The sequence below is a fragment of the Arachnia propionica genome, from assembly GCF_003932785.1.
Classification (GTDB): domain Bacteria; phylum Actinomycetota; class Actinomycetes; order Propionibacteriales; family Propionibacteriaceae; genus Arachnia; species Arachnia propionica_B.
The window spans coordinates 51,377-63,414 of record NZ_RQYT01000015.1 but is presented as its reverse complement, the minus strand read 5'-3'; the positions used below and the strand labels follow the sequence as shown (position 1 = coordinate 63,414).

Here is a 12,038-nt window from a genome sequence, read left to right as displayed (position 1 = left end):
TCACTGGGGTGCGGGGACGGGCCGGAGGTCGAGATCGGCAAGCCTGGTCATCCCCTCGGCCCACGGAAGGCCGTCCCTGAAGAGCTCCAGCTCCCCGAGGCATCCGTCGACGATCCGCAGGATGACCCAGAACGAGCCGTCGCCGTCCTGCCCGGCCAGCATGACCGGGAAATCGTGGTTGGCCCCTGGGAGGCGTGGCACCTCGGTGGCGACCTCGAAGACGACGTGACCGCCGGGGCACCACAGCGCCCGGACCACGTCCAACTGCTGCCGCAGTTCCGCGTTCTCGCGCGCGTCGGCATCCAGCATCCGTTCAACCAGCGAACGGATCAGTGGCTCCACCGGGACAGGGCGAAACAGACACCCCTCGGTGTCGGGGTCCAGCAGCTGGAGAACGTCGCTCACATCATGCGATCGGTGGAACACCTCCAAGTCGAGTTCCGCGAGGTCCTGTTCCCACTCCAACAGCAGCCCCTCCCGCAGGATCTCCAACTCGTCCAGCCGACCGTCAACCAACCGCAGAGTCACCCACACCGGTCTGCCCAGGTCATCACCGATGAGGTGGACGGGGTACTCGCGAAGCCGGGTCCGAGAGCGTGGCACATCCGCACGGACCTCGAAGCCGATACGCCAGCCGTACTCGCTGCGCACCTCCAGCGCTCCCTCCAGCTGGGCCCGCAATGCCTCGGCCCCGTGGTCGTCACCGACACCGAACAGGCGCTCCAGGAGGGACCTCACCTCGGGGCTGAGGGGTCGGGACTCCCCGACTCGGGTGTGGGACGCGTCTGTCACGCCCCACACCCTATCCGCGTCCTCTCGTCGATGGGTCTCAGACGATGGTCACGCCGTCGCCGTCGCGGTCGAAGCGGACCGTCTGGCCGTCGTGGATCCGGCCCGCCAGCAGGCCCTTGGCCAGTTGGTCCTCCAGCGTGGACTGGATGAGGCGCCGCAGCGGCCTGGCCCCGTAGATCGGGTCGAAGCCGACGTCGCCGAGCCAGCCACGCGCCTCGTCGCTCAGCTCCACCACGATGCGGCGGGATGCGAGCCGGGCGTTCAGCCTGCCGAGCTGGATGTCGACGATGCGCCCCAGGTCCTCACGGGTCAGCGGCTCGAACATGACCAGCTCGTCCAGTCGGTTGAGGAACTCCGGCCGGAAGGCGGACCGGACCACCGCCATCACCTGTTCCCGCTTCTCCTCCGGGGACAGGGTGGCATCGGCCAGGTACTGGGAGCCGAGGTTGGAGGTGAGGATGAGGATGGTGTTGCGGAAGTCCACCGTGCGGCCCTGACCGTCGGTGAGGCGGCCGTCGTCCAGCACCTGCAACAGGATGTTGAACAGGTCCGGGTGGGCCTTCTCCACCTCGTCCAGCAGCACCACCGAGTAGGGCCGACGCCGCACGGCCTCGGTGAGCTGCCCGCCCTCCTCGTAGCCGACGTAGCCGGGAGGCGCACCGACGAGACGGGCCACGGCGTGCTTCTCCGAGTACTCGCTCATGTCGATGCGGACCATCGCCGACTCGTCGTCGAAGAGGAAGTCCGCCAGCGACTTCGCCAGCTCGGTCTTGCCGACACCCGTCGGCCCGAGGAACAGGAAGGAACCCGACGGGCGATTCGGGTCGGAGATGCCCGCCCGGGACCGCCTGACGGCATCGGAGACCGCACGCACGGCCTCGACCTGCCCGATGAGGCGCCGGCCGAGCCGTTCCTCCATCTCCAGCAGCTTCTCGGACTCTCCTTGGAGCAGCCGCCCGACGGGGATGCCCGTCCAGGCGCCGACGACCTCCGCGATGTCGGTGTCCGAGACCTCATCGGAGACCATTCTCACGGCCTCCCCCTCCTTCAGTTCGGCCTCGGCGAGCCGCTGCTCGATGGCGGGGATCTCCCCGTAGAGCAGCTGGGAGGCGCGGCCGAGGTCGCCGTCACGCTGGGCCCGGTCCGCCTCGATCCGCAGCGCGTCGATCTGCTCCTTGAGGTCGCCGACGGCGTTGAGGCCGGACTTCTCCTCAGCCCAGCGGGCCTCCAGGCCACGCAGTTCCTCCTGGGCGTCGGCCAGTTCCTGCTGCAGCGCGGCGAGGCGCTCGCGGGAGGCGGGATCGTCCTCCTTCTTGAGGTGGAGTTCCTGCATGAGCATCCGGTCCACGTCACGACGCAACATGTCGATCTCCTCCGGGGAGGAGTCGATCTCCATGCGCAGCCGGGACGCCGCCTCGTCGACGAGGTCGATGGCCTTGTCGGGCAGCTGACGGCTCGTGATGTAGCGGTCCGAGAGCGCGGCGGCCGCCACGAGGGCGGCGTCGGTGATCCGCACCTTGTGGTGGGCCTCGTAGCGCTCCCGCAGCCCCCGCAGGATGGCGATGGCGTCCTCCACGCTCGGCTCACCGACGTAGACCTGCTGGAAGCGCCGCTCCAGCGCCGGGTCCTTCTCGATGTGCTCGCGGTACTCGTCGAGGGTCGTCGCGCCGATCATCCGCAGTTCACCGCGGGCCAGCATGGGCTTGAGCATGTTGCCGGCATCCATGCTGCCGTCGCCGGTCGCCCCGGCGCCGACGACGGTGTGCAGTTCGTCGATGAAGGTGATGATCTGGCCGTCGGACTCCTTGATCTCGCTGAGCACGGCCTTCAGGCGCTCCTCGAAGTCGCCGCGGTACTTGGCCCCGGCCACCATGGAGGTCAGGTCGAGGGAGACCAGCCGACGACCCTTGAGGGAGTCGGGGACGTCGCCCTCCACCAGCCGCAGGGCCAGACCCTCGACGACGGCGGTCTTGCCGACGCCGGGCTCACCGATCAGCACGGGGTTGTTCTTCGTGCGCCGCGCCAGCACCTGCACGATGCGGCGGATCTCCTGGTCGCGCCCGATGACGGGGTCGATCTTCCCGGCCCGGGCCCGTTCGGTGAGGTCGACGGAGTATTTCTCCAACGCCGACTCCCCGCCCTCGGACTCCGCCGAGGTCACGCGCTTGGCACCGCGGGCGTCCTGGAAGCCCCGGGTGAGCACGTCGGCGGTGGCGCCGACCCGGTTGAGGATGGTCTGCGCCTCGGACGCCACCCTCGCCAGGGCGATGAGCAGGTGCTCGGTGGCGACGAACTGGTCTCCGAGTTCGTCGGCGAGGGTCTCGGCCGTGGCGAGGACCCGGGCGAGGGGTCCGGACATCGACGGCTGGGTCACGGAGCTGCCGGTGGACGAGGGGAGCTTCGCGATGGCCGCCTCCGCCTCCGCATCGACCCGGTCGGGATCGGCTCCGGCTGCGGCGAGGAGTGCGCCGACGGTGTTGTCAGGGGTGAGCAGGAGTCCGTGCAGCAGGTGCACGGGTTCCGCGTTGGGGTTGCCCGCGGTCAGAGCCAGCCGGACGGCGGCGGTCACCGCGTCGCGGCTCTTGGCGGTGAGCTTCTCAGTGTTCAAGGCTGTCCTCCAGAGTGCGATTCATCAGAGTTGAGTCTACCACGCTCAACCCTGACCCCCAGGGTCTTCGTCCCTGATTCATCCCTGACCTTCCCATGCCCCACCATCGTCCAGAACCTCAGCGATTCGTCGTCGAGCACCCTCGAATCCGCAGCCGGAGCGATACGCTCGAGGTACCCGACCGGAGTCCGGCCGGGCGCAGCGGTAGCCCACTGAAGTGCCGACCGAAGGAGTGCCATTCCATGTCCACCCTGACCGAGAACGGTCTGACCACGACGATCCCCGTCACCGGACGCGTCCCCTCCCACCCCAGGGTCATCGCCTGGGTGGAGGAGATCGCCGACCTCACCAAACCCAGCGCCATCCACTTCTGTGACGGCTCCGACGAGGAGTACAACCGCCTCACGGACGTGCTGGTGGATGCGGGCACGGTGATCCGGCTCGACGAGTCCAGGCAACCGGGTTCCCTCTACGCCCGCACCGACCCCGACGACGTCGCCCGGGTCGAGGATTCGACGTTCATCTGCTCCGTCGACGAGAACGATGCGGGCCCCACCAACAACTGGATGGACCCGAAGCAGATGAAGACGACCCTCCGGCAGCTGTACAACGGCTGCATGGCGGGACGGACCATGTACGTCATCCCCTTCTGCATGGGACACATCGAGGCGGAGGACCCGAAGTTCGGGATCGAGATCACCGACTCCGCCTACGTCGTCCTCTCCATGCGCATCATGACCCGGATGGGCGACGAGGTCATGGCGGCGATGGACCGCACCGAGGCTGATTTCGTGCCCGCGTTGCACTCCGTCGGGATGCCCCTGCCGGCCGGGACGAAGGACGTCCCGTGGCCGTGCAACGACGTGAAGTACATCGTCCACTTCCCCGAGGAACGGATGATCTGGAGCTATGGTTCCGGCTACGGCGGCAACTCGCTGCTGGGCAAGAAGTGCTACGCCCTGCGCATCGCCTCCGTGATGGGCCGCGAGGAGGGCTGGCTGGCCGAGCACATGCTCATCCTCAAGCTCACCTCCCCGGAGGGCAGGGCCTACCACATCTGCGCCGCCTTCCCCTCGGCCTGCGGCAAGACCAACCTCGCCATGCTCGAGCCCACCATCCCCGGCTGGAAGGTGGAGACCTTGGGCGACGACATCGCCTGGATGCGGTTCGGCGACGACGGCAGGCTCTACGCGGTGAACCCCGAGGCCGGCCTGTTCGGCGTCGCCCCCGGAACCGGCGACGCCACCAACCCGAACGCGATGGCCGCCATCCGGGGTGGCCACAACATCTTCACCAACGTCGCCCTCACCGACGACGGGGACGTGTGGTGGGAGGGCATGACCAAGCAGCCCCCCGAGCACCTGACCGACTGGAAGGGACGCTCCTGGACCCCGGAGAAGGGACCCGACGGTGGCCGTCCGGGCGAGAAGGCCGCCCACCCGAACTCCCGCTTCTGCACCCCCATCACCCAGTGCCCGATCCTGTCCTCGGACTACGACAACCCACGCGGGGTCCCCGTCGACGCCATCATCTTCGGCGGCAGGCGGGAGAACACCATCCCGCTGGTCTCCCAGTCCCGCAGCTGGCTCCACGGCGTCTTCATGGGGGCGACCTGCTCCTCGGAGACGACCGCCGCCGCGGCAGGCGCCGTCGGGGTGCTGCGCCGGGACCCGATGGCGATGCTGCCGTTCATCGGCTACCACGTGGGCGACTACCTGCAGCACTGGATCAGCATGGGCGAGCGCACCGAGCCCGCCAAGCTGCCCAGGATCTTCTACGTCAACTGGTTCCGCCGCGACGCGGAGGGCAACTTCCTGTGGCCGGGCTTCGGCGAGAACTGCCGCGTGCTCAAGTGGATCGTGCAGCGGCTGGAGGGGGCCGTGGATGCGGTGGAGACCCCGGCAGGCCTCCTCCCCCGCAAGGAGGACATCGACGTCGAGGGCCTCGACATCAGCGACGACGACCTGGAGCAGGTGCTGCGTTACGTCCCCCAGGAGTGGGCCGACGAGCTGCCGCGCATGCGCCGCTGGCTGCGATCACTGGGGCTCAAGGTGCCCCAGGAGATCCACGACGAGCTGTGGCACATCGCCATGAAGATCATCGACCCGCGCTGACCCGGACGCGGCAGGGGGATCGGGCCCCCCCTGCCGCGTCACACGTGCAGCCTCAGCCCTCGGTTCCCGTCCGGGGCAGACCCGGGCGAGGTGTGATGGGCGTCGGCTTGGCGGTCGGCCTGGTCGTCGGCGCAGCCGTGGGCGTGACCGTCGGGGCCGCCGTCGGAGCAACCGTGGGCGTGGCCGTCGGGGCCGCCGTCGGAGCAACCGTGGGAGCGGCCGTTGGTGCCGTGGACGGGGCGGGCGACGGCGACACCGGCGGGGGCACCGGGGCCGGCGTGACCTCGAGGGTGCCCGTCAGCGCCTCGGAGCGGCCACTGGCGTTGTCGAAGACCACGGCCATGTAGCCGAGGGGCTTCTGTTCGCCGTAGCTGGCGTTCCGGTCGACCTGGAAGCTCTTCGTCTCCCCGACCGCGACACCGAAGAACCGGCCGTCGGCGAACGGCTTGTTCAGGGGGTCGTAGACGGCCTTGCCGTCAACCGTGTCGGCCGCGGTGGTGTCGCGCAGGCTGGTGGAGGTGACCGTGTAGGTGAACTTGCCGGTCACCCCGACCAAGGATGCCGGGACCTGCATCACGACGGTGCTGGAGTCCGTCGGGGCCAGCGTCTCCGCGTTGCCGGGGACGGTCCTCTGCGTCTTGAGGTCGGTGACGAACACCTCGGGGCGACCGTTGATCGCCCGCTCCCGGATCAGGCCGGAATCGATGCTGAACACGCTGAAGTCGTCCACACCGTCGTTGTCGTTGTCGATGAGCACGTTGAACAGCACGGGCGCGGCGTTCGACCAGCGGCCGCTCGTGTTGACCGCGAAGCTGAGGTTCATCAGCGTCGCATCGCCCGCCGCGGAGACACCCACCGCGGCGATGTCCTGACCCACGTCCTTGCCCTCGGGGATGTCATCGGCGTCCGCCAGACCCCAGTTGTACAGGGCCGTGAAGGCCTTGATACCGCCCTCGTTGGTGAAGCTCAGCTCGACGGTGTCGTCGTCGACCGCAGTGGTGGCGACCTTCACATCGGACAGGGATCGGGGGACCAGCAGGTAGGCGATGTTGATGGCCTCGCCGTTGGCGTCCTCGAAGTGGATGTTGCCGGAGACCTCACGGAAGTTGGGGTCGTTGAACCGGGCGAGGCTGCTCGGCACGTCGGCGGCCTTGACCGAGAGGGAGACGGGGACGTCGACGGAGCCGTTGGCGGGCACGGTCACCTCGGTGACGCCGGGAGTGACCCGGGCAGGCAGCGACTCCTTGCTCGGAACGGCGCTCACCGCGAGTGTGCGGGGCTCGTCGCCCTTGTTGACAAGGGTGACGGTGCGGGTGTCCTCGTGGGTGCCGGTGAACTCGGCGAAGCCGAAGGCGAGGACGGATTCACGCACGGTGGTGTCCTTGACCTCCCGGCTGTCGCCGAGGGCCAGGAGCTTCGAGTGGACGACACCAACGGGGTCCACCATGCCGCCGCCGCGGGGGAAGGTGTGGTCCGCGACCCGTTCGGTGTCAGCCGTGGTCACCATGACCGCGGCGATCTCCTGCGCGCTCCAGTCGGGGTGGGCCTGCTTGGCGAGCGCCGCGACACCCGCGGCGTACGGGGAGGCCATGGAGGTTCCCTCGTTGACCTCGCCCCGGGTCCCGGTCCCGACGGCGGCGGACAGGATCGTCACGCCAGGGGCGGTGACGCTCGGGCGGATCGCGGAGTCACCGGAGCGCGGGCCCGCGGAGCTGAAATCACCGAACTTCCCGTGGTTGGGGTTGTCCACGGTGGTCTCCGCGAAGGTGACGGTCTTGCCGTCGGCCGCGACGAGGGTGTCCCCGTCGGACTTCTTCACCCCGAGGAACGGGATGCGCACCCGCCAGGCCTCGCCGGTCTCGGGGTTGCGCGTGATGAGCCCCTCGTAAGGCGGCAGCTCGTCGGTGTCGCTGACCATGACGACCGCGAGAGCGCCGAAACGCTGGCCGTTGATGGCCTTGAGGACCCGCGCGCAGCCGCCCCGCTGGGTCACGACGACATGGCTGTGGGGCACCCGGGTCCACATGTCGCGGTCACACCCGTCGGCGACGGAGCCGTCATCGTTGCGCATGACATGGATGGGGCCGGATTCGATGAGCCGGTACGCGTTGGCATTGATCGCCGTCACCGTGGCACCGTCGACGGTCAGTGTCGCGCCGGGGAAGGACTTGCGCGGGTCACTGGCCGCCACGGAGATCACACCGGTGGCGACGGCGGGGGAACTGGCGAGATAGGGCGCGGGGCCGGAGTTCCCGGCGGCCGCGACGACGACCACGCCGGCGGCGACCGCGTTGGCAGCGGCCACGGAATCCGGGTCCGTGGCCCGACCGAACGACGAGCCGAGCGACAGGTTGATGATGTCCATGTCGTTCTTGACCGCCCAGTCGATGGCCTCGGTGGCGAGCGAGGTGCCGCCGGAGCAGCCGAAGACCTTCAGGGCGTAGATGTCCGCCTCGGGGGCCACGCCCGGGCCCACGCGGAACTCCTGCTTGTGGGTGTTCTCGTCGTAGGTGCCGGTGTAGGTGCTGCCGTCGGCGAGCACGCCTGACCCGGCGAGGGTTCCGGCCACATGGGTGCCGTGGCCGTTGCGTTCGCAGTCGAGGGGGTTCTCGTCGGCCTGCGGGGCGTTGCGACCGTCGTAGCCGTCGCCGGCGAAGTCGTAACCGCCCTTGACCCGGCCGGTGTACTGCGGGGTGGTGGCGTTGACCGCGGCCTCGTAGGCGTCCAAGGTGCCCTCGCCGCCGAAGGTGGCATGGGTGTAGTCGATGCCGGAGTCGATGACCGCGACCTTGATGCCCTTGCCCGTCAACCCGGGAACGGCACCTCCCTGCCACACGGCGGGGACACCGGTGGCGGGAACCGAGTCATGGTTCGCCCGTTCGTGGATGGGGGCCGCATGGACCTCCTTCACCCCGGGGATGCCGCGGAGCTCGGTGATCCGGGCCGCGTCGATCCTGATGCGCATCCCGTTGTAGGCGGAGTGCATCCGGTGGATCACCTCTCCCCCGAGGGAGGACACCTGCCGTGCCACGCCCTCCTGGGCGTCGAGGATGCTGTCGGCGACCTCCTCCGCCTTGGCGCCGGTGATCTCCACCCCCTCCTTGGCCGCGACGACCGCGACGGGGTCGGCCTCGAGCTGGACAATGAGGTCCACCTCGCCGGTGAGCTCGGGCAGTGCCTCGCCCGCGTCGTCGGGAACGGCTCCTTGGTTGGAGGGCGCGACCAGGTCCTCGATGGAATTGGGGTCCCGCTCGTCGGCGTGGGCCGTCGGCCCGGCGACGAGGAGGGCCAGGGCGGACAGCCCGGCCAGGATTCTCTTTCTTCGCACTCGATTCACCTTCCTTGACGGTGCGTTGGGGTTTGTTGCACACAAGGCGCGCTCGCATATTAGGTTGCCCAAACCTAAAAAAGCCACCTCGATTTGACCTCTGAAAAGACAGTTGGAGCTTTCAGCGAGGGGGTGGGACAGGCCGCCACGGCAGTGGCGGGCTCCCCGGTGCTAGGGTGTGACTGCGACTCGCCGGGGTGCCCCGAGGGGGCTGAGAACACACCCGTTGAACCTGGAGAAGCAAGGGAGTCACATGGTCGCCACCATCCTCGAGAATCTGCGCGCCACCGCGCCCCTGGTCCACTGCCTCACCAACACGGTGGTGCCACAGATCACGGCCAACGTCCTGCTCGCGATCGGGGCGGCACCCGCCATGATCGACCTTCCCGAGGAGGCCGAGATCTTCGCCGGCATCGCCTCCGCGGTCCTCATCAACGTGGGCAACGGCTCCACCGAACAGCACCGGGCCCAACGACGCGCCGCCGCGGCCGCGAGCGCGGCCGGGAGGCCGTGGGTCCTCGACCCCGTCGCGGTCGGCGCCCTGCCCGTGCGCACCGCACTGGCCCGCGGCCTGCTGACCCACTCCCCCGCCTGCATCCGCGGCAACTCCTCCGAGATCCTCGGACTCGCCGGGGCCAGCGCGGGGGGACGGGGCGTCGACGCCACTGACCCCGTCGAGGCCGCCCTCGACGCCGCCTCCTCCCTCGCCACCGAGCACGGGACGGTGGTCGCCATCTCCGGGGAGGTGGACCTCGTCGTCTCGCAGGGGCGGGTCACTCGGATCCGCGGCGGCCACGCCCTCATGCCGCTGGTGATCGGCACCGGCTGCTCCCTCGGGGCGACGGTGGCTGCCGCTCTGGGGGCCAGTCCCGACCGACCCCACGACGCCGTCGTCGCGGCCCACGCCCTGTTCGCCGCCGCTGGCCTCGTCGCCGGGCGCGACGCGAAGGGGCCCGCGAGCTTCGAGGTCGCCTGGCGGGACGCCCTGTACACGCTGACCCCGGACGAAGTGGTTCGCCTCGTCGAGGTGGAGGACCGGGCGTGACCGACTGGCGGCTGTACTACGTGACCGACCCGGAACTCGCCGGGGGAAGGGACAACGTGGCCGCCACGGTGGAGCAGGCGGTTCTGGGCGGTGCCGGTGTGGTGCAGTTCCGGGACAAGCACGCCACACACGAGGAGTTCCGCGCCGGAGTGCTCGCATGTCAGCGGGCCATCGAGAGGGCCGTCGCCGCCGGGGCCTCCGGGGCCGAGTTGTTCGTCAACGACCGGGTCGAGGTCGCCGCCGAGCTGGGCACCCACCTGCACATCGGTCAGGGTGACGCCACGGCCCGCGCGGCCCGGGCGGCCATCGGCCCTGAGCGGCTGCTCGGAATCTCCGTCAGTTCGCGGGAGGAGATGCTGGCCGTCGCCCGGGAGGGACTCGCCGACGTGGTGGGCCTCAGCCCGGTGTGGGAGACCGCGACGAAGACGGACACCGCCCCGCCCCTCGGCCTGACCGGTGTGGAGGAACTCCTGAGGCTCCGCCCGGAGGGGCTGCGCGTCGTCGCCATCGGCGGCATCAACGCCGGAAATGCAGCCGCACTCATCAAGGCGGGGGTGGACGGGATCTGCGTGGTCTCCGCCATCGCCGCCGCCCCCGATCCACGCCTGGCCGCCGACGAGCTCATCACCCTCTGGAGGAAACCATGAAACCCCCGGTCGCCCTGTCCATCGCCGGCTCGGACCCCAGCGGAGGCGCCGGGATCCAGGCGGATCTGAAGACCTTCTCCGCCCTCGGGGTCTACGGCTGCGCGGCGATCGCCGGTCTGACGGTGCAGAACACCCAGGGGGTGCGGGCCGCCCAGGCGCTCGACCCGGGTTTCGTGGTCGACCAGGTGACGGCGGTCGTCGATGACATCGCCGTCGACGCCACGAAGCTCGGGATGCTCACCAACGCGGGGGTCGCGGGCGCCGTGGCCGACCTCCTCGCGTCCCGCCGGAAGGACTTCGGCACCATCGTGCTCGACCCGGTCATGGTGGCGACCTCCGGCGACGCCCTGCTGGCCGAGGACGCCGTCGAGGTGATGCGTACCCGGCTGATGCCCCTGGCCGATGTCATCACCCCGAACGTCCCGGAAACCGCGGTCCTGCTCGACGAGGCCCCCGCGACCTCCTCCGATGAGCTGGCCGACCAGGCGCAGCGGCTGGTTCAAGCCGGAGCGCGGGCGGTGCTCGCGAAGGGCGGGCATCTCGACGGTGACGAGCTCACCGACCTCCTCGTCACCCCCGAGGACACGATCCGGCTGACGAGTCCCCGCATCCACACCCGGAACACGCATGGCACGGGTTGCACGCTGAGTTCAGCGGTGGCGGCCTGCGTCGCCCGCTCCGGGGTCCTGGACGTGGCGACGGTGGAGCGGGCCCGGGACTACCTGCACCGGGCCATCGTCGCCGGAGCCACCTGGCGGTTGTCCCGCACCCCGGACTCCGGCCACGGGCCGGTCAACCATCTCGTCGAAGGAGCATCATGAACTGGACGACCCGTGAGTTCTCGGCCGCGGCCTGGGAGCGCATCGCCCCCATCAGGGAGCGGATCGATCGGCTGCCGCTGCTGGTGGAGCTGGCCGACGGCAGCCTGGCGGGGCACCGCTTCGTCGAGTACATCGTCCAGGACGACTTCTACCTGCGCGGCTACTCCCGGGCCCTGGCGCAGTTGGCGGCCCGCGCCCCACACGCCCGGGCCCGGGCCTTCTGGGCACAGAGCGCCGGGGAGGCCGTCGCGGGTGAGGTGATGATGCACGACGCGCTCCTCAACGACCCGCTGCTCAAGGACGCCCCGCACGCCGAGGCCGCCTCCCCCACCACGAGGGGCTACGTCAACTTCATCCAGACCAACGTCGCCTATGAGCCCTACCCGGTCGGGGTGGCGGCGGTGCTGCCCTGCTACTGGGTCTACGCGCAGGTGGGACTGGACCTGGCCGAGAAGGCCGCCTCGGTGAAGGACCACCCGTACGGGACCTGGGTGGCGGCCTATGCGGATCCGGCCTTCCAGGCCACCACGGCCACGGCCATCGAACTCCTCGACGAGGCGGCGGAGGCCGCCGACGAGCTGACCCGCGAGCAGATGATGACCGCCTTCGTCGACGCGACCCGCTACGAGGAGCTGTTCTGGGAGCGCAGCCACCAACTGGAGGCCTGGACGGTCTGAGAAGCC

General features: G+C 69.8%; 8 protein-coding genes. 5 read left to right on the top strand and 3 right to left on the bottom strand.

Annotation, left to right across the window (positions count from 1 at the left end):
* Together EII35_RS08025 and clpB are read right to left on the bottom strand one after the other, a co-directional pair.
* The gene (locus EII35_RS08025; protein WP_125227942.1) at window positions 1–792 is read right to left on the bottom strand and encodes a hypothetical protein; all 792 of its coding nucleotides are present in this window, start codon (window positions 790–792) and stop codon (window positions 1–3) included.
* A gap of 37 nt (window positions 793–829) precedes the next feature.
* Window positions 830–3,400, bottom strand: a complete 2,571-nt coding sequence (clpB, locus tag EII35_RS08020) for an ATP-dependent chaperone ClpB (protein WP_125227941.1) — start codon at window positions 3,398–3,400, stop codon at window positions 830–832.
* A gap of 242 nt (window positions 3,401–3,642) precedes the next feature.
* On the opposite strand from clpB, the gene EII35_RS08015 reads away from it, so the two are divergent.
* Complete coding sequence (locus EII35_RS08015; protein WP_125227940.1) at window positions 3,643–5,514, top strand: phosphoenolpyruvate carboxykinase (GTP); 1,872 nt, start codon at window positions 3,643–3,645, stop codon at window positions 5,512–5,514.
* Between the two features lie 52 nt (window positions 5,515–5,566).
* On the opposite strand, the gene EII35_RS08010 is transcribed toward EII35_RS08015, so the two are convergent.
* Entirely contained in the window at window positions 5,567–8,842 is a 3,276-nt protein-coding gene (locus tag EII35_RS08010) for a S8 family serine peptidase (RefSeq protein WP_312019299.1), read from the bottom strand.
* A gap of 253 nt (window positions 8,843–9,095) precedes the next feature.
* Between EII35_RS08010 and thiM the strand changes: the two genes are divergently transcribed.
* Genes thiM through EII35_RS07990 form a run of 4 tightly spaced genes read left to right on the top strand, consistent with a single transcriptional unit; the run spans window position 9,096 to window position 12,032 of the window.
* On the top strand, window positions 9,096–9,887 hold the full coding sequence (thiM, locus tag EII35_RS08005; protein ID WP_125227939.1) for a hydroxyethylthiazole kinase: 792 nt from the start codon (window positions 9,096–9,098) through the stop codon (window positions 9,885–9,887).
* Window positions 9,884–10,534 (top strand): thiamine phosphate synthase, encoded by a 651-nt coding sequence (gene thiE / locus EII35_RS08000; protein ID WP_221739709.1) that lies wholly within the window; start codon window positions 9,884–9,886, stop codon window positions 10,532–10,534. Before thiM ends, thiE begins: the two co-directional genes overlap by 4 nt.
* Window positions 10,531–11,355: a bifunctional hydroxymethylpyrimidine kinase/phosphomethylpyrimidine kinase gene (thiD, locus tag EII35_RS07995; protein ID WP_125227937.1), complete on the top strand. Its 825-nt coding sequence runs from the start codon at window positions 10,531–10,533 to the stop codon at window positions 11,353–11,355. Before thiE ends, thiD begins: the two co-directional genes overlap by 4 nt.
* Window positions 11,352–12,032, top strand: a complete 681-nt coding sequence (locus EII35_RS07990; RefSeq protein ID WP_125227936.1) for a TenA family protein — start codon at window positions 11,352–11,354, stop codon at window positions 12,030–12,032. The genes thiD and EII35_RS07990 overlap by 4 nt, the downstream gene beginning before the upstream one ends.
* Window positions 12,033–12,038: the final 6 nt, after the last annotated feature.